The organism is Thalassospira sp. MIT121401, from assembly GCF_047125595.1.
Classification (GTDB): Bacteria; Pseudomonadota; Alphaproteobacteria; order Rhodospirillales; family Thalassospiraceae; genus Thalassospira; species Thalassospira povalilytica.
Genome location: NZ_CP138926.1, coordinates 984,725 through 1,006,589, shown reverse-complemented (window position 1 = coordinate 1,006,589; position 21,865 = coordinate 984,725). Strand labels below are relative to the sequence as shown.

The window sequence follows — 21,865 nt, the reverse complement described above, 5'->3', positions numbered from 1 at the left end:
ATAGCTGCTTACTTTTCAAGTTCAGGACCACGTTAAATCCAATGGCCGTCTATACCGACGTTTCAGACGAAGACATCGCCCGTTTTGTCGCCGAATATGACATCGGTGATGTTGTCTCGTTCAAAGGCATCGCAGAAGGTGTCGAAAACACCAACTTCCTGCTTCAGACGACCGAGGCGCCATTCATCCTGACCCTGTATGAGAAGCGCGTTAATCCGGACGACCTGCCGTTTTATCTGGGCCTGATGGATCATCTGTCGGCCAAGGGGCTGAACTGTCCGACCCCGATCCATGGCACTGACGGTGTTGCGCTTCGTCGCCTGTGCGGCCGGCCCGCAGCAATCACATCCTTCTTACAAGGCATGTCGCCACGGCGCATCCTTCCCCATCATTGTGCGGGTCTTGGCACCGCATTGGCCAAGCTGCATAACGCCGGTCTGGATTTTGAAATGCATCTTCCCAACGCGCTGAGCGTCAAGGGATGGCGCGGACTGGTCGACAGTTGCCGGGAACATGCCGATGATGTCGAACCCGGTCTTGGCAAAATGATCGGTGACGAGATCGACTATCTCGAAGCAAACTGGCCCCATGACCTGCCCAAGGGGGTCATTCATGCCGATCTGTTCCCGGACAATGTTTTCTTCTTCCCGGGTAAGGAAGACGTATCGGGGCTGATTGATTTCTATTTCGCGTGCAATGATCTGCTTTGCTACGACATTGCGATCTGCATGAATGCCTGGTGCTTCGAACCTGATAACAGCTTTAACGTCACCAAGGCCAAGAACCTTTTGTCGCAATATGGCAAGGTACGGTCGCTTGGTGATGCGGAAATTGCCGCTTTGCCGGTTCTGGCCCGTGGTGCAAGCCTGCGCTTTTTGCTGACCCGTCTTTATGACTGGGTCAACACCCCCAAAGACGCCCTGGTTACGCCCAAAAATCCCCGTGAATACATCAATAAACTGCGTTTCCATCAACGGGTGGACAATGCAGCCGCCTATGGACTTGACTAAGGATACCACGAGATGAATTCACAAAATGGCGGTGACAACCACGTCGAGATTTACACCGACGGCGCATGCAGCGGCAATCCGGGCCCGGGTGGCTGGGGGGCGATCCTTCGGTTCAAGGGCGTGGAAAAGGAACTTTCGGGGGGTGATCCCGAAACCACCAATAACCGCATGGAAATGATGGCCGCAATCAGCGCGCTTGAGGCGCTTAAACGCCCCTGCGTGGTCGATATTTATACCGACAGCAGCTATGTCCGAGACGGCATTACCAAATGGATTTTCGGCTGGCAGAAGCGCGGCTGGAAGACGGCGGACAAGAAACCCGTCAAGAATGTCGAGCTGTGGCAACGCCTGCTTGATGCCCTGAAACCGCACAAGGTTGAATGGCACTGGGTCAAGGGTCACGCCGGCCATCCCGAGAACGAACGATGCGACGAACTGGCCCGGATGGCGGTTCCAAAATCGTGATATTTTCGGTCTTGTGCCGACAAACGCTTGAAGCTTCAGCACTTCGCCCCAAAATAGACGATGCAGGTTGTTGCAACTATTTATTTATCAGGAAAATAAAATCAAACTTGCGTTTCGACCAACTTCCGGGTTGAGTCGACTCAATCATCGGAGTGTTGGCTCCTATAAGAACGTCGAGTAAAGTATATCTGACTAGCCAAAAGTTGGGTGTCCAGGAGAGAACGCTTGTCGCGCGGATCATACGGCTTTTTACAACGGAAGTCTTTGAGCAGTCGGTTGCTATTCATAGCATTGCCGCTGGTTTCCCTGTTCTCGCTCGCCCTGTTTATTGTGTTTGGCTATGTCAGTTACAAAGTTCTGCGCGATGATCTGAATGGCAAGGTCGAACAGACCGCAGACATCAATGCCCGCGTTCTGGCAACCCCGTTCTGGTATCTTGATGTCGACAATATCGAATCTGCTTTGAATGCGATGGCGCGTGACCGTGATATCGTCGCGGTGCAGGCTCTTGGTGCGGACGGCACCGAATTTGCCCATACCGGCGTTTCGCAATCGGAACTGGCCGATACATTGCGCCTGTCACGCCGTGTCTATTTCGAACGTAACAATGTGCGCCACGATGTCGGCGAACTGGTCATTTACTTTACCGATGCCCGCGTTCAGGACCTTCTGTTCCGCCGCATTGCCATTGACATGATCCTGTTTGGATTGCTGATCGCGGTGGTTGCCGCCAGCCTGCTGATCGCAAACAAACGGTCGATCAAGGAACCGCTGAACCGTCTTTTGCATTCCATTCGCATGACCAAGCATGGCCGCTTGCGCCGTCCGGTGGAATGGAACAGTTCGGACGAACTTGGCCTTCTGATCCGCGAATATAACGAAATGGTCGCCCTGCAAGGTCAGGCACAGGAAGAAGCCCAGCGCAAACAGGCCCTTCTCGAAGCGACCCTTCACAATATCGGTCAGGGTATCTGCCTGTTTGATCAGGACCTTAATCTTATGGTCTGGAACGAACGCTATATCGAGTTGCTTAATCTGCCGCGTGATCTGGTCAAGGAAGGCACACCGCTTTCCGATATCCTGCGCTATAACGGCGAACGCGGCGAATATGGCGATGTCAGCATTCAGGCCCTGATTTCCGATCGTGTTGCCATTGCACGACGTCGTGAACCCTATCGCATGGAACGCACCCGCCCCAATGGTCGCGTTATTCAGGTTGATCACAACCCGATGCCCGGCGGCGGCTATGTTGCGACCTATACCGACATTACCGAACGCAAACAGACCGAAGCACGCATGCGCCATCTGGCCGTTCATGATGTGCTGACCAGCCTTCCGAACCGGACCCTGTTCCTTGACCGCCTGCGTCAGGCATTGCTGTCGGCCCGCCGGTTCCAGCGCGGTGTCACGGTTCTGTTTGTTGACCTTGACCGGTTCAAGGACATCAATGACCACTTTGGCCATGATGTTGGTGACCTGATGATTCAGGAAATGGGTCAGCGTCTGTCGCGGATCATCCGCGATTCAGATACCGCCGCACGCCTTGGCGGGGACGAGTTCGCGATCATTCAGACCGATGTCCAGAATATCGAAGACACCATCGCCCTTGCCCAGCGCATCATTGACGAGCTGTCCCAGCCGTTTGATTGCCGGGGCATTCGCCTGCATTCAACGGCCAGTGTCGGTATTACCCTGTTCCCGGAAGACGGCGAGAACCCCGAACAGCTGGTCAAGAACGCCGATATGGCGATGTATGCGGCCAAGGCTGAAGGGCGCAACAATTATCGCTTCTTCCTGCCGTCGATGCATGAACGGGTCAAGGAACGCAAAACTATCGAGGAAGATCTGCGTAACGCGCTCGAACAGGATCAGCTCGAACTTTATTATCAGCCCAAAATTGATTGCCGGACCGAAAAGGTCGTTGGCGCCGAGGCACTTGTGCGCTGGCATCACCCGGAACGCGGCCTGATCCTGCCGGGCGAATTCATCTCGGTGGCCGAGGAATGCGGCCTGATCAACCGGCTTGGTGCCTGGGTTCTTGAAAAGGCCTGCAAACAGACGCAGGCATGGCGTGATTCGTCACTGCCCGGGATGCGGATTGCGGTGAACCTGTCACCTGCGCAGTTCCAAGATGCCGAACTGGTCGAAAGTGTTACCAAAATCGTCAAGGACACCGCCCTTCCGGAAGGTACGCTTGAACTTGAGATCACTGAATCGATCCTGATGAACAACCCGGAAAAGGCGGTTTCAACGCTGAAGGAGCTTAAAGCGCTTGGCGTGATGATCGCGATTGATGACTTTGGTACCGGTTATTCGTCCCTGAACTATCTGAAACGCTTCCCGGTTGGCTCGATCAAGATCGACCGGTCGTTTGTGAATGACATCCATGTCGATCTCGATGACAAGGCAATTGTCGATGCGGTGATCGGTCTTGGCCACAGCCTTAATCTTGAAGTGGTTGCCGAAGGCGTGGAAGAAGTCGAACAGCTTGAATATCTGCGTGAAAAGGGCTGTGATTTCATTCAGGGCTTCCTGTTCTCCAAACCGCTTCCGGCCACCACATTCGAAAGCTGGGTCAGTGACCGCCACAGTCGCGTGCCCGAACGGGTTGCTGCAAAGTCCTGATCACACCCGATATTCTTGAAAACAGCCTTGGCATTGCTTTGGCTGTTTTTTCGTTCAAGGGACAAGACACTCCATGCGCCCGTTTCCCGAAATAGAACAAGCCGCCATCGCCCGCAAAGGAAGCCAAACCGCCCTTTCCGCGGCCCTCGTCACCCCCAGACCACGCAATGAAATCGCCGCGATTGCCAATGATCGCTGGCTGTCAGAATTCAGCAAATCGGTTTTTCAGGCCGGTTTCAGCTGGAAAGTGATTGAAAACAAATGGCCACGGTTTGAAGAAGTCTTTGACGGTTTTGATATCGGCCGACTGTCGATGATGCATGACGAAGATGTCGAACGCCTGCTTAAGGTCGACGGGATTGTCGCCCATGGGCCAAAGATCAAATCAATTGGGGAAAATGCCCGCTTCCTGCGCGACCTTGCCGACAACCATGGATCAGTCGGCGCATTCTTTGCCAGTTGGAAACTTCCCGATTATTGCGACAATTTGCGCCTTGTCCACAAAGGCGGATCACGGCTTGGCGGCAAAACCGGGCAAGTTGCCCTGCGCCGTATTGGCATGGACACGCCAATTTTCTCCAACGACGTCATCAAGGCACTAAAGACCGAAGGCGTGGTTACCAAGATGCCGTCATCGAACAAGGATTTCGCATCGGTCCAGGCCGCCCTTGACCACTGGCACAAGGAATCCGGCCGACCCTTAACCCAGATCAGCCAGATTCTGGCATTTTCAGCGGGATAAAGGCCGCCTAATACACCGTTGCGCTACGCCCGGCATCATCGTTTGGGTGCGTGCCCGTTGACGATGGGCGGTCCGACGACTTGCGATCAACAAGATCGACAATCTCGGAAATCACCCGGACCAGTTGATAATCCTTGGGCGTGTAGACGGCTGCCACCCCCATTTGCCGCAAAACCAGCATATCGGCCTCGGGGATGATCCCGCCGACCACGACGGGGATGTGACCGGCCCCTTCTGCGCGCAAGCCATTGACCACTTCGCGCACCAATGGCACATGCGACCCCGACAGGATCGAAAGCCCGATTACATGGGCTCCTTCGTCAATTGCATTGCGAACCAGTGCATCGGGTGTCCAGCGAATGCCCTCGTAAAGAACTTCGATACCGGCGTCTCCGGCCTTGACCGCGATCTGTTCCGCACCGTTGGAATGACCATCCAGCCCCGGTTTCCCCACCAGCATTTTCATGCGTTCGCCAAGCTTGTCAGACACTTCATCAACCCGGTCACGAAGGGTCCGGATGTCCTGTGCATCGCCCGTGACAATCATCGACGTAATACCGGTCGGTGCACGATATTCGCCAAATACGTCGCGAAGCGTTTCCGACCATTCCCCGGTCGTGACACCGGCATGGGCACAGGCAATTGAACTTTCCATGATGTTGCGCCCTTCGCTGGCGGCGGATTTAAGGGCCTCAAGATTCTTGGTGACCGTCGCCTGATCACGGTCAGAGCGCCAAGCTTTGAGTTTTTCGATCTGCTCCTGCTCGGCCATGTCATCGACCGTCAGGATCGATTTTTCACCCGATGTCAGCGGCGATGGTTCGGTTTCGGTAAAGGCATTCACACCGATCACTTTGGTCAGTCCGCTTTCGATATCGGCCAGACGGCGGGCGTTGGAGCGCACCAGTTCCTGTTTCATGTACCCGCGATCAACAGCTGCAATCGCGCCCCCCATGGCATCGATCTTTGCCAGTTCCACGCGTGCCCCTTCCTTAAGGGTACCGACCTTGCGCTCAATCGCCGGGTTGCCGTCAAACAGGTCCTCATATTCCAGAAGATCGGTTTCATAGGCCATGATCTGTTGCAGGCGCAGTGACCATTGCTGATCCCACGGGCGCGGGAGCCCAAGCGCCTCGTTCCAGGCGGGCAATTGAACCGCACGCGCACGCGCATTCTTGGAAAGCACCACGGCCAGCATTTCGATCAGGATGCGATAGACGTTGTTTTCCGGTTGCTGTTCGGTCAGGCCAAGCGAATTGACCTGCACCCCATACCGAAACCGGCGATATTTTGCATCTTCAATGCCATAGCGATCCCGGGTGATTTCGTCCCAAAGTTCGCAGAATGCCCGCATCTTGCAAATCTCGGTCACAAAGCGAATACCGGCATTCACAAAAAATGAAATCCGCCCGACAACCTTGGCAAAGTCTTCTTCGGGGACCTGACCCGAATCGCGAACCGCATCAAGTACCGCAATCGCCGTTGCCAGTGCATAGGCCAATTCCTGTTCCGCCGTCGCCCCGGCTTCTTGCAGATGGTACGAACACACATTCATCGGATTCCATTTAGGCACCTCGCGATAGGTAAATGCCGCAACGTCGGTAATCAGTTTCAGGCTGGGTGCGGGCGGGAAGATATATGTCCCGCGTGACAGATATTCCTTGATGATGTCGTTCTGGGTCGTGCCCTGAAGGCTGTCGCGCGCTGTTCCCTGCTTTTCGGCAACTGCAATATAAAGTGACAAAAGCCAGGCCGCCGGGGCGTTGATCGTCATCGATGTATTCATCTGATCAAGCGGGATGCCGTCAAACAGCGTCATCATGTCCCCAAGGTGGGCGACCGGCACCCCGACCTTGCCCACTTCACCACGTGCGAGAATATGGTCCGAATCGTATCCGGTCTGGGTCGGCAAATCGAATGCGACGGAAAGCCCCGTCTGCCCCTTGGCCAGGTTTTGACGATACAGGGCATTGGAAGCCGAGGCCGAGCTATGCCCCGCATATGTCCGGATCAGCCAGGGCCGATCACGATCCTGCTTTGCTGCGCTGCGCTTATTTTCCATCGACATCACGACCTCTTGTATTTTTATTACCTTTTGACTTTTCGATAATTACGTCTGAACGTTATTAAATTATCTACTAGACATCACTTGGGTAATTATATAACAATTTGTGCAACGCGATAAAAGCGAAAACAAATATCGCCTCGGTTCATTCTGCATGCAAACCGCAGAAATCCGGGAAACGCCCAGGGAAAATAAAACAAATTCTGTGGCTTGGAGGTTTCGTCGACCGCAACGCAGCATAGGTAATTTTATTACCCTGCCATCCGGATCGACCCTGAAGAAGGAGTGAAGGCCATGAACACCACTGCTGAAGTGCTGCCTTTCCGTGGCGGTCAGGAAGAAAAAGATCTTTATGAAATCGGCGAAATCCCGCCGCTGGGTCATGTGCCCAAAAATATGTATGCATGGGCGATTCGCGAAGAACGCCACGGCGAACCCGATACCGCCATGCAATGTGAAGTTCTGCCCGTCACCCAGCCAGACAGCCACGAGGTCCTGGTTCTCGTGATGGCGGCGGGCGTCAATTACAACGGTATCTGGGCGTCTCTTGGCAAACCGATCTCGGTTTTCAATTCCCATGACTGCCCGTTCCATATTGCCGGGTCTGATGCCTCGGGCATTGTTTGGGCAGTCGGGTCAAAAGTTACCCGCTGGAAGGTCGGCGATGAAGTCGTCATTCATTGCAATCAGGATGATGGCGACGACGAAGAATGTAACGGCGGCGACCCGATGCTGTCCCCGACCCAGCGCATCTGGGGCTATGAAACCCCGGATGGGTCATTCGCCCAGTTCACCTGTGTCCAGGCACAGCAATTGATGCCGCGCCCCAAACATCTGACCTGGGAAGAAAGTGCGTGCTACACGCTGACCCTTGCCACCGCATACCGCATGCTGTTCGGGCATCGCCCGCATATCCTGCGTCCGGGGCATAATGTTCTGGTCTGGGGGGCGTCCGGGGGACTTGGTTCCATGGCGATCCAGTTGATCACCACCGCCGGGGCCAATGCGATCGGGGTGATTTCAGACGAATCAAAACGCGACTTTGTCCTTGGACTTGGGGCCAAGGCCGTCATCAACCGCAAGGATTTCAATTGCTGGGGCCAGCTTCCCACGGTCAATGGTCCGGAATTTGGCGACTATATGAAAGAAGTCCGCAAATTCGGCAAAGCGATCTGGGAAATCACCGGCAAGGGCAATGACGTTGATATCGTCTTTGAACATCCGGGCGAACAAACTTTCCCGGTATCGTGCAACGTGGTGAAACGTGGCGGCATGGTCGTGTTCTGTGCCGGGACAACCGGGTTTAACCTGACCTTTGATGCGCGCTTTGTCTGGATGCGCCAGAAACGCATTCAGGGCAGCCACTTCGCCAACCTGAAACAGGCGGCACAGGCCAACAAACTGGTGATCGAGCGCCGCCTTGATCCCAGCATGTCCGAAGTTTTCAGTTGGGAAGACATTCCGCGCGCACATATGAAAATGATGCGCAACGAACATAAACCGGGGAACATGGCGGTTCTGGTTCAGGCCAAGCGGCCGGGCATGCGCACCCTTGAAGAAGCAGTCGAAGGTTAATCCCACATCGGGGCGCAGCCGTCCCGGCCTTTGACTGATTGCTGGCACCCCAAGCGCGTTCTCGCCCGATCCGCGTGCGGGGTGCCACCACCCTTTTCGACCAAGATATCCGTTTTCGACCAGTGCAATCGCCCCACACGATTGCCGGGCAAAGGACCAAGCCAATGACTGATACCGCCCTGCTTCCTGATCTTGACCAGCTTTGCGACGATGCACTGGCTGCACTGGCATCGCTTTATGATGCCACCGAAAATGCCATTCGCGCCCGGGTCACCATTGATGGTCGTATTGATGCCAATGCCTTTGACGAACATCAGTTTGCCGCCCATGGCTTTGCCTGGTTCACGACCTATGTCACCGCCCTTCAACAGATGAAGGCATGGTCGGACAGGCTGGTCACACAGGGCAAACGCGGGCATCTTGAAACCCTTATCCTGCAAGTCGCCTTTGGCGAATATCTTGCCCAGATCAAGGGCGGCATTCCGATGTCGCAGGGCGAAATCATTCGTCTGACCACACTGGGTGTTTCCGAAACCGATATTCAGACCTTCTGTTCAAGTCGTGCGGTTTCTGTTCTGTCAGCCCATGGTAATTCTGATGCTGCGCGCCGCGCCATTGCCGCTGAAATCGAAGACAGTCTTGATACCGGTCGCTTTGGCGAAACCGGACTGGAAGACGAAACACTGGATCTTGTCCGCGACCAGTTCCGGCGGTTTGTCGAAGAAAAAGTAACACCCCATGCCCATGGCTGGCATGAACGCGACGAGCTGATCCCGATTGAAATCGTGACTGAAATGTCGGAACTCGGCGTTTTCGGCCTGACCATCCCCGAAGAATTCGGCGGACTTGGCATGGGCAAAACCGCGATGTGTGTCGTGACCGAAGAACTGTCGCGCGGCTATATCGGGGTGGGATCGCTTGGTACCCGTTCCGAAATCGCTGCGGAACTGATCCGCCTTGGCGGCACGGATGCGCAAAAGGAACATTACCTGCCCAAACTGGCATCGGGTGAAATCCTGCCAACGGCAGTCTTTACCGAACCCAATAACGGCTCCGACCTTGCCCATCTGCGTACCCGCGCGATCAAGGATGGCGACACCTATAAGGTGACCGGGAACAAGACATGGATCACCCATGCGGCACGGTCCGATCTGATGACGCTTTTGACGCGCACCAACCCTGATGAGGCCGGTTATCGCGGGTTGTCGATGCTTCTGGCCGAAAAGCCGCGCGGCACCGATGACGACCCGTTCCCAGCCAACGGCATGTCTGGCGGTGAGATCGAGGTTCTTGGCTATCGCGGCATGAAGGAATACGAGCTGTCCTTTGACGGGTTTGAAGTCCCGACCGCCAACCTTCTGGGCGGTGAAGAAGGCCAGGGCTTCAAGCAACTTATGGCAACCTTTGAGTCGGCCCGCATTCAAACAGCTGCACGTGCAGTCGGCGTTGCCCAGAACGCGCTTGAGATCGGCATGCGCTACGCCAAGGATCGCGTCCAGTTTTCCAAACCGCTTTTCAGCTTCCCGCGGGTGTACGGCAAAGTTGCATGGATGGTTGTTGAAACCATGATTGCCCGTCAGCTCACCTATTTCTCGGCACTTGAAAAAGATCAGGATATCCGCTGCGACATTGAAGCGGGCATGGCGAAGCTTCTGGGGGCACGGGTTGCCTGGTCAAATGCTGATAACGCGCTTCAGATTCATGGCGGCAATGGCTATGCGCTGGAATATCAGATCAGTCGCGTGCTTTGCGATGCCCGTATCCTCAATATTTTTGAAGGTGCCGCCGAAATTCAGGCGCAAGTTGTGACCCGCGGATTGTTGGGGCGATAACCGGCTAACAGATTGAAAGCCGAACCTTATTTTCATTGTGAACCGTGGCCCCTGTGATCAACGAGGGCAAACTTGGCCCGTCAACCTTGACGGGCCGCTTTTCTATATCAACCTAAAGTATGATATATTTACCACTTACCTGTGGTGATAGACTGAAATTAAGCAAACACAGAAGCCTAAAAATCTGTGCAAAACAGGCCCAATTGCCTTTTAGGGAAAAGGGGAGAGACGTTTCAATGAATTACGCCTCTGCAATGCCGGAAACCACAATCTATGCGCGAACAGGTGAAGCCAAGGACCTGTTCGATCAGCATGCTGATCAGATCGCAGAAGGCCTGGTGACCGAACTGCTTGGATCAGGACAAAGCAGCGTCGACAGGAATGCGCCGCAGACGCTTGTCTCGGGTCTTGCCCAGCAGTTTCGGGCAATGGCATCTGCCGGTTCTGCTGATGCTTTCAATCAGTGTTTTGCCAAACACGTTTTGGCAGAAGCCACCGCCAATCTGACACCCGATGCCATCGTGCTTGCTTATTACAAGTCGGCAGCAAATTGCGTTACGCTGGCGTCGCGGACCAAGGGCATTCGACCGTCGCCTGCCCTTAATGATGCGGCACGGTGTGTTTTGATGGCTGATATGGCCTGTCTGATGGCTGATCAGCAAAAACAGATCGCCCAGCATCGCGCATCGTCCGAAATCCAGTCGATGTCCGAGATCATCGAACGCGAAACCGACAACATCATTTCCGAAGTCGGCTTTCAGGCCGGGCGCACCAACGATGTGGCGCAAACCATGGAAAGTGATGCCGGCGAATTGTCGCAACTGGTCGAACGCATTACCGCCACCACGGAAGTCGCCAGCAGCAACGTTGCCACTGTCGCATCCGCGACCGAGGAATTGCAGGCGTCAAGTCATGGCATTGCTGATCGCATCCACAAAACAAACGATATTGCCGGACAGGCCGTTATCCGCGCCCAGGAAACATCCCAGACGATGAACAGCCTGTCGGAAACCGCCAGTGAAATCGGCAAGGTTGTCGACATCGTCAAACGCATTTCCGATCAGACGAAAATGCTGGCACTGAACGCCACGATCGAGGCCGCCCGTGCCGGGGATGCCGGCAAAGGATTTGCTGTGGTCGCCAACGAGGTCAAAAACCTTGCGACACAGACCGAAAAGGCAATCCTTGATATCAATTCCCAGATCACAGCCATTCAGGGGGCAACATCAGAAGCCGTCACCGCAATCGAAGGAATCGGCGGCGCGATCGATGAAGTCAGCCAGCTTTCAGCGGACATTTCGGCATCGGTCGAACAGCAGACCGCCGCAATCGCCGAAATTTCAACAAGCGCACAGGAAGTATCAACCCATATGCGGGGCATTTCCGGTGATATCGAACTGGCCAGCGTGAAATCACAAAACGCCAGCGAAACCGCCGAGAACCTGCGCATTCTGGCTTCCAATATTCGCAAAGACATCAATGAAATGGAAAGCCGGTTCCGAACGGTGCTTCGCAGTACCGAAAGCGCAAACCGGCGTCACGAAGAACGCGTCCCGATCGCGGTCGATCTTTCATTCGATTTCGGAAAGGGTGACGTCCGCAATGGCGTTACCGCCGATATGTCACTGGCCGGATTGCTTGCGCGCATTGATGCCAGTGACAAGGATCGCAACAAGCACGTCACGATCACCATGGTGGATGGCACGGTTCTGCATGGCGTGATCAAGGCTGTTTCGGCACTTGGAACCCATGTTCAGTTTACCGAAATCGACGACAAGGCCAACCAGGTCATTCTCAATCACCTCAAGAAAACCCACGATCATGACAGCAAGATCGCCGAACTTGGCAAACAACTGTCACAAGATCTGGCCAAGGTGCTTGAGAACGGCCTTCGCAATAATGAAATCAAGCACGAAGACCTGTTCAATCCGCGCTATGAACTGATCGAAGGCAGTGATCCCAAACAGTTCATGACGCCCTATATCCCGTTCACGGATCGGCATTTCACCCCGCTTCAGGAAGCTATTCTTGAAAAGGACAAGCATATCGTGTTTGCCGCCGGTGTGGATATTAACGGCTATCTTCCGACCCATAACAAGATCTATAGCCAGCCGCAGCGCCCGGGCGAAGCCGCCTGGAACATGGGCAATTGCCGCAATCGGCGGATCTTTGATGACCGGGCCGGGCTGGTGGCCGCGCGCAACACCAAACCGCACCTGTTGCAGACCTATTTCCGCGACATGGGCGACAGTGTGGTCTTCATGAAGGAATGCGACGTCCCGATCATCGTAAATGGCGAACAGTGGGGCAACCTGCGTATCGGGTACCGCGCCTGACCCTTTGGACCGAGCAAACTATAAAAAAGCCCCCGACCATTTATTGGCCGGGGGCTTTAATGTTAGCGCTAACATCCTTGCAAGGGCGTGCCGCCGTCAACTGTGCGAATGCAGGATCGCCTCGGCGATTTCGCGTTCGATGTCGGCCGGGTAATCATAAAATCCCGGTTTGAACGCATTGGCCCCGCCCGATGCCAACCAGTCAATTCCGCGGATCAGAATTGCGGAAAACGGATCGAACAGATCCTTGCCCGAACCACCCATGCCCGGTGCCAGGTTCAAAAGACTGCCACGGTTGAGCAAATACACTTCGCGGCTGTTATCGAATTCGAATTTTTCGATATAGCGGCGCATTTTGGTGCGTTTCTGGGTATCGAGCCATGCCACATCGATCTCGGTATTGGAATGACCGACATTGACCAGAATGGCACCACGGCGGGCCTGCTTGATCTGCTTTTCACCCAGAATGCCCGAAAGACCGGTTGCGGTCACAATGATCGCGCATTCCTTGATGCCGTCTTCAAGGCTGACGACACGGCATCCGTGATGCTGGGCTTCAAGGGCGCGCACCGGATCGCGTTCGGCAACCGAGACCACCGCACCAAGATTGCGCGCACGTTCGGCAACACCACGCCCCACCGGACCAAACCCGATCACCAGAACCGAACGACCATAAAGCGCCAGACCGGTTACATTGGAAAAGACCGGCCACATTTCCTGTGCCACGTGATGTCGGTTATGCAGGCGATCCTTGATCGCGATGTCGTTCCAGTTAAAGACCGGGAATGAATAATCAAGCTTTTCAACGCGGTGAACACCCGTCGTCGTGGCTTCAAGCGCACCGTCGACCTTATGGCCCTTTTTGACAAAGGCCTCGATCAGTTCCCCCCCCATGTCGGCCACGATATCGGCCGGCTCGGACGACAGGATATCGATGCTTTTGGCATATTCTTCGGGTGTCATGCCCGAAAAGGCATGAACCTCAACCCCGTTTGCCGCCAGATAGGCCGCCGCAACATCATCGGTACTGTCGGGGTTGCACGCCCCGACCTTGACCTTTGCCCCGGCCTTGACGAAAGGCAACAGGGTCGGAATGGTGTCTTCAAGCACGTGCTGGAAACTGACAATCGTTTTGTCGCGCAAATCGCGCTTGGCGACATAGTTTCCGTATTTCGCCGTTACCGGACAGATGACTTCGCGCCATGCAAGCGTTTCGTCATTGATCTGGGCGGCAAGTGCTGCGTCCTTGATGCGGCTGGTCATTAATCAATCTCTTGGGTTCAGTGGTGGCGTGACGAATAGTATCGTCCCCTAATTAATGATAGCCAGACCGGATGGAAAGCATTTCTGACCATCCGGTCAATTTTGAGCCTGTTCAGGCAACCCGGACCTTATGGCCGTGCCGGAATATCAAGACCGCGCTGAACAGCGGGCCGCGCAAGACCGCGTTCAAGCCATGCCGGTACGTTTTTGAGCGTATCATGAGCCACCAGATCACCTGCCTCGTAAAATCCGATCAGATTGCGGACCCAGCCAAGGATTGCGATATCGGCAATGGTATATTCATCGCCCATGATCCAGTCACGCCCGTCAAGACGGGTTTCTAGAACACCCAGAAGCCGTTTGGATTCATTTACATAACGGGTAAGCGGGCGTTTATCTTCGATCTCTTTGCCTGCAAATTTGTGGAAAAAGCCAAGCTGCCCGAAAATCGGGCCCAGTCCGGCCATCTGGAAATAGACCCACTGGATGGTTTCCATCCGCCGTGCCGGATCAGCAGGCAACAGCTTTCCGGATTTTTCGGCAAGATATTGCAAGATCGCCCCGGATTCAAAAAGCCCGAACGGTTTTCCATCCGGACCGTTCGGATCAAGAATGGCGGGGATTTTGCCATTCGGGTTCAGCGACAGAAATTCCGGGGTCCAGGTTTCGTCTTCACCGATTTTGATGGTGTGGGCCTCATAGGGAAGACCGATTTCTTCGAGCATGATCGAAACCTTTACCCCGTTGGGTGTCGGGAATGAATAAAGCTGAAGAATATCGGGGTTCATTGCCGGCCAGCGTTTGGTGATGTCGAATGCGGAAAGGTCAGCCATCTGAATTTGATCCTTGTTGTTTGGCCGATACGCAAAACCAAATCAGGCATTGCATACAGGCAATTACATATCTTCAGGATTTAGCAGATCGCATCCTTTTCGCCAGTAGCATCCGACAAGACTTTCACCAGGCCCATACGGAGCAGGCCCGAATGCGCATGCAAACGGGCCTGACCGGACTGCGGCATTCGATGATCAACCCCATCGGCACCGCCAATTAATTTCACACCGGAAGATATCCTTACCAGGCGCGGTATTTCAGGAACTTGCCATCCAGGGTAATCACGACACGGTCACCTTTCGGGTCTTCCTTGCGTTCGATATACATTTCGTAATCGATCGCACTCATGATGCCGTCGCCGAATTTCTCGTGGATGATTTCCTTGATGGTTTCGCCGTATACACCAACGATTTCATACAGACGATAGATGGCGGGATCGGTCGGGACCGCCTGGTCCCAGATTTTCATCGGGCATTCCTGAATGACTGCCGATGCTTCGGGCGGCAGGTCAAACAGGGCAACCAGCATGTCGGCCTTGTCCTTTGGCGCCGAATTCATGCCAAAGCATACGGAAGTTGTCCAAACCGGGGACATACCGATCTTGCTTGCGATCTCTTCCCAACCGAGCCCTTTGGCCTTTTTGGCTTCGAGAATGAGTTCTTTGACGTCAGCTTTTTTCATGGGTTTTCTCCACTTCTGATACAGCACGTTGTTTTGATTAATCGGCACGATTGACCGCACGCTTGCGCGTGCCGGACTTGCTGCCTGTTTCTGATGAGATTTCCGCTCCGGCATTTGCCCCGAACCGGACGACTTTGGGTGCGGAATTCGCATCATCGTCCTGTTTCCCGGCAAGTTCGCGCGACCGTGTGGCCAGGAACTCCACCAGGTGATTGCGGATGTCGTAATAGTCGGGATGATGGATGATGTTGGCCCGTTCACGCGGTCGTTCGATTTCGACCTGAACGGACTCGGCAACCCGGGCATAGGGACCGTTGGTCATCAACAAAATGCGGTCCGCAAGCAGGATGGCCTCATCAACATCATGGGTGATCATAAAGACCGTCTGGTCCGATCCCGACCAGATGCGGATCAACTCGTCCTGAATGCTGCCACGGGTCAGCGCATCAAGTGCGCCGAACGGCTCATCGAGCAAAAGCAGTTCCGGCTGAATGGCAAAGGCACGTGCAATCGATACACGCTGACGCATCCCGCCAGACAGTTGCGATGGCTTGCGCAATTCCGCCCCGCCGGCAAGGCCGACCATTTCAAGATATTTCATCGAATGATCGTGAACCTGTTTTTTGCTCCAGGATTTGTAGCGCGCCTGAACGGCAAAGGTGACGTTCTTGAGCGCGGACAACCATGGCAGCAGGGAATAGTTCTGAAACACGATCCCGCGATCCAGACTGGGCCCGGAAACTTCCTTGCCATTCATGATGACCGCGCCGTCGCTTGGTTCATCAAGCCCCGCAAGAATGTTCAGGATCGTTGATTTGCCACAGCCGGAATGGCCGATGATGCAAACAAACTCGCCCTTCTCGATCCCGAGATTGACGTTTTCAAATACCGTAAGGCTTTCGCCACCCTTGGGAGCCTGAAAACGTTTGGTAAGGTTTTGAACACTCAGGAATGGTGTCGACATATCTGGTCTCCTTATTCCTGGTACTGCACAAGGCGTGCGCAATAGGCGAAGGCCGTATCAAGCAACATGCCGACAACCCCGATCATCAGGATCGAGAACACCACACTGGTCAGATCAAGGTTGTTCCATTCATTCCAGACGTAGTAGCCAATGCCGGTACCGCCCACGAGCATCTCGGCAGCGACAATCACCAGCCAGGCAATCCCGATGGAAATGCGCATTCCGGTCAGAATGGTTGGTGCCGCAGCGGGCAGGATCACGATCCATGCGGTTTTGAAAGGACCCAGTTCGTGGGTTCGCGCCACATTGACCCAGTCCTTGCGCACCCCGGCGACACCGAATGCCGTATTGATCAGCATCGGCCAGATCGAACAGATAAAGATGACAAAGATTGCCGATGCCTGACTGTCCTGAATGACAAACAGGGCCAAAGGCATCCACGCCAGCGGGGAAATGGGTCTTAGCACCTGAATAAACGGATCAAGCGCCTTATACATCAGAGGCGACATTCCGATCAGGAACCCGACCGGAATGGCCAGCGCCGCAGCAAGGAAATATCCCGAAAGAACCCGATAAAGCGAATAGCCGATCTGGATGCCAATCCCCTTGTCGTTGGGGCCTGCATCATAGAAAGGATTGCTAAGTTCTTCCCATGCCTTGCTGATCACTGCCGAGGGTGGCGGCACGGCCGCCTTGGGTTCGGCCCCACCCATCAGAAGTTCATATTCTGTCAGTTCGCCAGAAATGTTCTGTTTCGGGCTGGCGGCCTCCCAAAGGCCAAGGAAGACCGCCAATAGCACGAGTGACAAAACCAAAGCCCTGGCATTCAACGATGCCAGCATGTCAGCTTACCCCTTTGCCAATCGCAAAGCTGTTGACATAGGCTTCGGGCTGATCGGGATCAAAGGTCTTGCCCATGATGGTATAGGACTTATAGGTCGAAGTCGGGGCCTCATAGCCAAGGTCTTTCATCACCTTGGCACAATCGGTCGCGACATAGACTTCCTCGGCGATTTTCTTGTAATCGATATCGCCTTCGATATAGCCCCAGCGCTTCATCTGGGTCAGAATCCACACCCCCATCGAATGCCACGGGAACGGATCGAAATCGATGCGATCAGGAACGTTTTTCACCTCGCCCAGACCATCGGCATAACGTCCGGTCAGGACCTGCTCAATCACCGGAACCGGCTGGTTCAGATAGTTAGCCGGCGCAATCGCGGCCGAAATTTCCTTGCGGTTTTCGGGCTTGGCCGCGTATTGGGTCGCATCGACAATGGATTTCAAAAGCGCGCCATAGGTATTTGGCAGTTCTTCGGAAAAGGCCTTGGAACAGGCGAATGCACAGCACGGATGACCTTCCCAGATATCCTTGGTCAGGGTGTGCAGGAAGCCGATTTTTTCCCAAACAGCACGCTGGTTAAACGGATCGGGTGACAGATACCCGTCGAGGTTACCGGCACGCAGGTTTGCCACCATCTCGGGCGGCGGAACAACGCGGATCTGGATGTCCTTATCCGGGTCCAGACCATGTTCAGCGACATAATAACGCAGCAGGAAGTTGTGCATCGAATATTCGAACGGCACACCAAACTTGAAGCCTTTCCATTGTTTGGGATCGCGTTTATCCAGATGATCATTGTGCAGAACGATGGCCTGACCATTGATATTTTCAACAGCCGGCATCAGGAACGGGGTCGCGGTTGAACCCGCCCCCATCGAAATGGCCAGCGGCATCGGGGTCAGCATGTGCGACGCGTCATATTCATTGTTCAGCGACTTGTCGCGGGCCACCGCCCAGCCCGCGGTTTTGATGACATCAACATCAAGACCGTATTTTTCATAGAAGCCCATTGGCTGCGCCATGATGATCGGCGTGGCACAGGTGATCGGCACAAAGCCGATATTAAGCTTCGACTTTTCCGGTGTCCCCAGATCATCAAGGATCGCTGCCTTGACCTTGTCGATTGGCAATACCGATGCCAATGCCGCCATCATGGTGCTGCCGCCAACCATCTTGGCAAAGGAACGACGCGAAATTTCGTTGTGACCGAAAACCGAACGGACAATCGCGCTGTCGATGGCGCGATCGAGGATTTCTTCGCTGCTTTCCGGTGCCTTTCCCGCCATATCGCTATGAGCAGGCATCGACGCCAGATCGTGCTTTACACCATGATCATGATCCGCATGGTGATGCCCGTCCTTTGACGCACACATATCACAACCGCACGATTTGCTGTGCCGCAGGTCGGTATCACCGCTAAATGGATCGCCCAGACTTTTAACTGACATTTGATCACCCCCTGTGTTGTTTCGCTGTCCAGATCAGAACAGCACCAGACATTCAGTCAGGATAAGAGCAACCGTCGTGCCAGTTTGCTGCAATGCAGAATTTTCGTTGAAAATGCTGGACTCAGGGGATGATGACAGGCAGTCTTCACATATACGAAAAATCGTAATTTACGATAATTCGTAACCATAATTACGAATTATCGTAGGAAATTCGTATGAACCATGACGTAAACCAATCTGTTTCAACGTCTTTGGAGCCGCTCCATCTGCAAGCTCTTTTGGCGCATACGCATCCGACAATTCTGGTTCACCCCAAAACCGACAGCATCGTTTTCGCCAATGACGCGGCGGCAAAATTGCTGGGCCGCAGCATAGACGCCCTCATATCCCTGAAAATGAGCGCCCTGCACAAGGGACAGGTGCCAAGCCTTGTCGTGTTCAGCGAAGCCGCCCTTTATCACGGATTTGCCTGGACCCGCGGACTAGACCTGACCCGGCCGGACGGTACCCAACTGAAACTAGAACACGAAGCCCGCGCCATCACGCTTGGCGATGAAGAATATCTTACGGTGACGATATCGGATCTTGATGCCCGCCACCGCCGCGATGTTGACTCCGAAGCCGACGATTACCTGCGCGAAGGCATTGCCGAATGGCGACGTGCCGAACGGTTCTTCCGCGAGATCGAACGCGAGAACCAGCTGATCCTGGGGGCGGCCGGCGAAGGCATTTACGGCGTGAATTCGGACGGGGTGACCACCTTTGTCAATCCGGCCGCCGAACGCATGCTGGGCTGGACCGCCGAGGAACTTGTGGGCAAGGAAATCCATTCGATCATTCACCATTCCCATGTTGATGGCGAACCCTATCACGCCGAGCACTGCCCGATTTACAATGCGTTCCGCGAGGGCATCGTAAGACGGGTTGATGATGAAGTCTTCTGGCGCAGCGATGGCAAACCGATCCGGGTCGAATACACATCCACCCCCATTCGCGACCATGGTCTGGTCATCGGGGCAGTGATCGTGTTTCGCGACATTACCGAACGCAAAATCGCCGAAGAAAAACTGCATGCTGCCCTTGCCGAGGTCGACCGTCTTCGTGAACGGCTTGAACTTGAAAATGCCTACCTTCAGGAAGAAATCCTGTCGACCAACAATCACCATGAAATCATCGGGCAATCGGATGCCATTCAAGGCGCGCTCAAACAGATTGATCTGGTTGCGCCGACTGACGCCAACGTTCTGATCACCGGGGAATCCGGCACCGGCAAGGAATTGATCGCGCGTGCCATCCATCAGGCCAGCACACGGTCTGATCGCGTTCTGGTGCGCGTGAATTGCGCGGCCATCCCCCATGAACTGTTCGAAAGCGAATTTTTCGGGCATGTGCGCGGGGCCTTTACCGGCGCCATTCGCGACCGTGTCGGGCGCTTTGAACTGGCCGATGGCGGCACCCTGTTCCTTGACGAGGTTGGTGAAATCCCGCTGGAACTTCAGGGCAAGCTTTTGCGGGTTCTGCAAGATCAGAAGTTTGAGCGCATCGGCGAAGAACGCACACGCGAGGTCAATGTCCGCCTGATTGCCGCCACCAACCGCGACCTTAAGGAAGAAGTCCGTCAGGGGCGGTTTCGCGAGGACCTTTATTTCCGCCTGAATGTGTTTCCGATTGAATGTCGACCGCTTCGTGAACGGCCAGACGACATTCCGCCACTGGCTGCGCATTTCCTGCGCAATATCTGCCAGCGCCTGAACATTGCCCAACCCACCCTGACCAAGGGACAGGTTCATGTTTTGCAAAATTATGGCTGGCCCGGAAATGCCCGCGAACTTGAAAACGTGATCGAGCGCGCAGCCATCCTGGCCCATGACGGCAAATTGCATTTCGATCTTCCCGATTTCAGCACCCGGGACGGCAAAAAACCATCCCCCGCAACCAAAGCCGATCGGGATACCCAGCCCGCCCGGACCATTTTGACGCGCGCTGAAATGCAACAAACCGAATATGACAATATCACCCATGCCCTAAGACAGACGCAGGGCAAGATTTTTGGCCCGGACGGGGCCGCGGCACTTCTTGATATCAAACCGACCACGCTGGCGTCCCGTATCAAGAAATTCAAAATCGATCGCCGTGACTTTGCCGCACCGGAAAATCAAAATGCCCGATAATGTCGAAAAGTTTCCATCCACCAGTTGCCTGCGGTCCCGGTTTGGCGCAGCATGACGCCGCCCGTAAGATGGCATCAATAAATTCGACCTGCGGCAAGTTCGGCTTGTTCCGATTGCGGCCCCTGCTTTCAGGTGACCATCAGCAGGCAACAGACAGGGAAGAAGACAGATGACCGCATTTCTTCAAATTGGCGTGCTGGTCGCGATGGCCGCCGTTGCCGGCGTTCTCGTGATGGGAATCATTTCAATGGCCCGCGGCAAGGATGCACGCAAATCCAACAAACTGATGCAGCTTCGCGTGCTGCTTCAGGCAGTCGCATTGTTGCTTTTGTTCATTCTGTCGATGATGGCACTTGGCAAATAGGCATCTGCGACCGTTTTCAATTCTTATGACATCTTGCGCATTAATGGACGACACATGGTTCAACTGACCCGCATCTACACGAAATCCGGCGACAAGGGCAAAACCGCCCTTGGCAACGGGACACGCGTCCCCAAAAATTCAGTCCGCGTCGAGGCTTATGGCACGGTTGATGAAACCAACGCATTCATCGGTGTCGCCCGGCTGCATGCGGATGGCGACATAGATGCGATGCTCACCCGAATCCAGAATGATCTTTTTGATCTGGGTGCGGACCTTTGCACCCCGGGTGACGGATCGGATGACAATCCCGAACAGCCCGCCCTTCGCATCACCGCAACCCAGACCGAACGCCTTGAACAGGAAATAGATCAAATCAATGCCGGCCTTGATCCGCTGAAATCCTTTGTCCTGCCGGGTGGCAGTGCGCTTTCGGCACAGCTTCATGTGGTCCGCACCGTATCACGCCGCGCCGAACGGCTTATTGTCGAACTGGCCGGGTTAGAGCCGATCAACCCGGAATGCGTTCGCTATATCAACCGGCTGTCGGACCATATGTTTGTTCTTGCCCGGCACGCAAATAACGGCGGCAAGGATGACATTTTGTGGCAACCCGGCCTGACACGCTGACGAAAATATTTGGACAAAC

17 protein-coding genes are annotated in these 21,865 nt (G+C 54.6%); 10 read left to right on the top strand and 7 right to left on the bottom strand.

The window, feature by feature from the left end; translation table 11 throughout:
• Positions 1-41: 41 nt before the first annotated feature.
• The 4 genes from SIB88_RS04470 (at position 42) to SIB88_RS04455 (ending at position 4,842) form a co-directional block, all read left to right on the top strand.
• Positions 42-1,010, top strand: coding sequence for a homoserine kinase (locus SIB88_RS04470; protein ID WP_412557452.1), 969 nt, complete (start codon positions 42-44; stop codon positions 1,008-1,010).
• 12 nt (positions 1,011-1,022) lie between these two features.
• The gene (gene rnhA, locus SIB88_RS04465; RefSeq protein ID WP_101245401.1) at positions 1,023-1,475 is read left to right on the top strand and encodes a ribonuclease HI; all 453 of its coding nucleotides are present in this window, start codon (positions 1,023-1,025) and stop codon (positions 1,473-1,475) included.
• A 276-nt stretch (positions 1,476-1,751) separates the two neighbouring features.
• Positions 1,752-4,100 carry a putative bifunctional diguanylate cyclase/phosphodiesterase gene (locus SIB88_RS04460; RefSeq protein ID WP_228194586.1) on the top strand — a complete coding sequence of 783 codons (2,349 nt, stop codon included), beginning with the start codon at positions 1,752-1,754 and terminating at the stop codon, positions 4,098-4,100.
• Between the two features lie 73 nt (positions 4,101-4,173).
• The gene (locus SIB88_RS04455) at positions 4,174-4,842 is read left to right on the top strand and encodes a DNA-3-methyladenine glycosylase I (RefSeq protein ID WP_412557451.1); all 669 of its coding nucleotides are present in this window, start codon (positions 4,174-4,176) and stop codon (positions 4,840-4,842) included.
• Positions 4,843-4,849: 7 nt separating this feature from the next.
• On the opposite strand, the gene SIB88_RS04450 is transcribed toward SIB88_RS04455, so the two are convergent.
• Positions 4,850-6,910 carry a methylmalonyl-CoA mutase family protein gene (locus SIB88_RS04450; RefSeq protein WP_412557450.1) on the bottom strand — a complete coding sequence of 687 codons (2,061 nt, stop codon included), beginning with the start codon at positions 6,908-6,910 and terminating at the stop codon, positions 4,850-4,852.
• Between the two features lie 291 nt (positions 6,911-7,201).
• Between SIB88_RS04450 and ccrA the strand changes: the two genes are divergently transcribed.
• The 3 genes from ccrA (at position 7,202) to SIB88_RS04435 (ending at position 12,650) form a co-directional block, all read left to right on the top strand.
• A complete protein-coding gene (gene ccrA / locus SIB88_RS04445; RefSeq protein WP_101245871.1) occupies positions 7,202-8,482 on the top strand; it encodes a crotonyl-CoA carboxylase/reductase in 1,281 nt (426 codons plus the stop codon).
• A gap of 164 nt (positions 8,483-8,646) precedes the next feature.
• Positions 8,647-10,314, top strand: coding sequence for an acyl-CoA dehydrogenase family protein (locus tag SIB88_RS04440; RefSeq protein WP_412557449.1), 1,668 nt, complete (start codon positions 8,647-8,649; stop codon positions 10,312-10,314).
• A gap of 236 nt (positions 10,315-10,550) precedes the next feature.
• Positions 10,551-12,650, top strand: a complete 2,100-nt coding sequence (locus SIB88_RS04435; RefSeq protein ID WP_412557448.1) for a methyl-accepting chemotaxis protein — start codon at positions 10,551-10,553, stop codon at positions 12,648-12,650.
• 96 nt (positions 12,651-12,746) lie between these two features.
• Here SIB88_RS04435 and SIB88_RS04430 read toward each other — a convergent pair whose 3' ends face one another.
• The 6 genes from SIB88_RS04430 to SIB88_RS04405 all read right to left on the bottom strand — a co-directional run bounded on the left by SIB88_RS04430 (position 12,747) and on the right by SIB88_RS04405 (position 18,684).
• On the bottom strand, positions 12,747-13,913 hold the full coding sequence (locus tag SIB88_RS04430) for an adenosylhomocysteinase (RefSeq protein WP_206926755.1): 1,167 nt from the start codon (positions 13,911-13,913) through the stop codon (positions 12,747-12,749).
• A gap of 128 nt (positions 13,914-14,041) precedes the next feature.
• On the bottom strand, positions 14,042-14,746 hold the full coding sequence (locus SIB88_RS04425; protein WP_412557447.1) for a glutathione S-transferase N-terminal domain-containing protein: 705 nt from the start codon (positions 14,744-14,746) through the stop codon (positions 14,042-14,044).
• A gap of 241 nt (positions 14,747-14,987) precedes the next feature.
• Positions 14,988-15,428, bottom strand: a complete 441-nt coding sequence (gene cynS, locus SIB88_RS04420; protein WP_101245394.1) for a cyanase — start codon at positions 15,426-15,428, stop codon at positions 14,988-14,990.
• 37 nt (positions 15,429-15,465) lie between these two features.
• Positions 15,466-16,392 carry an ABC transporter ATP-binding protein gene (locus tag SIB88_RS04415; protein WP_101245393.1) on the bottom strand — a complete coding sequence of 309 codons (927 nt, stop codon included), beginning with the start codon at positions 16,390-16,392 and terminating at the stop codon, positions 15,466-15,468.
• An 11-nt stretch (positions 16,393-16,403) separates the two neighbouring features.
• A complete protein-coding gene (ntrB, locus tag SIB88_RS04410) occupies positions 16,404-17,234 on the bottom strand; it encodes a nitrate ABC transporter permease (protein ID WP_412557446.1) in 831 nt (276 codons plus the stop codon).
• Between the two features lies 1 nt (position 17,235).
• Positions 17,236-18,684: a CmpA/NrtA family ABC transporter substrate-binding protein gene (locus SIB88_RS04405; protein ID WP_412557445.1), complete on the bottom strand. Its 1,449-nt coding sequence runs from the start codon at positions 18,682-18,684 to the stop codon at positions 17,236-17,238.
• Positions 18,685-18,899: 215 nt separating this feature from the next.
• Between SIB88_RS04405 and SIB88_RS04400 the strand changes: the two genes are divergently transcribed.
• The 3 genes from SIB88_RS04400 to SIB88_RS04390 all read left to right on the top strand — a co-directional run bounded on the left by SIB88_RS04400 (position 18,900) and on the right by SIB88_RS04390 (position 21,846).
• On the top strand, positions 18,900-20,855 hold the full coding sequence (locus SIB88_RS04400; RefSeq protein WP_412557444.1) for a sigma 54-interacting transcriptional regulator: 1,956 nt from the start codon (positions 18,900-18,902) through the stop codon (positions 20,853-20,855).
• Between the two features lie 169 nt (positions 20,856-21,024).
• Positions 21,025-21,219 carry a twin transmembrane helix small protein gene (locus SIB88_RS04395; RefSeq protein ID WP_114112836.1) on the top strand — a complete coding sequence of 65 codons (195 nt, stop codon included), beginning with the start codon at positions 21,025-21,027 and terminating at the stop codon, positions 21,217-21,219.
• A 54-nt stretch (positions 21,220-21,273) separates the two neighbouring features.
• A complete protein-coding gene (locus SIB88_RS04390) occupies positions 21,274-21,846 on the top strand; it encodes a cob(I)yrinic acid a,c-diamide adenosyltransferase (RefSeq protein WP_412557443.1) in 573 nt (190 codons plus the stop codon).
• Positions 21,847-21,865 lie beyond the last annotated feature (19 nt).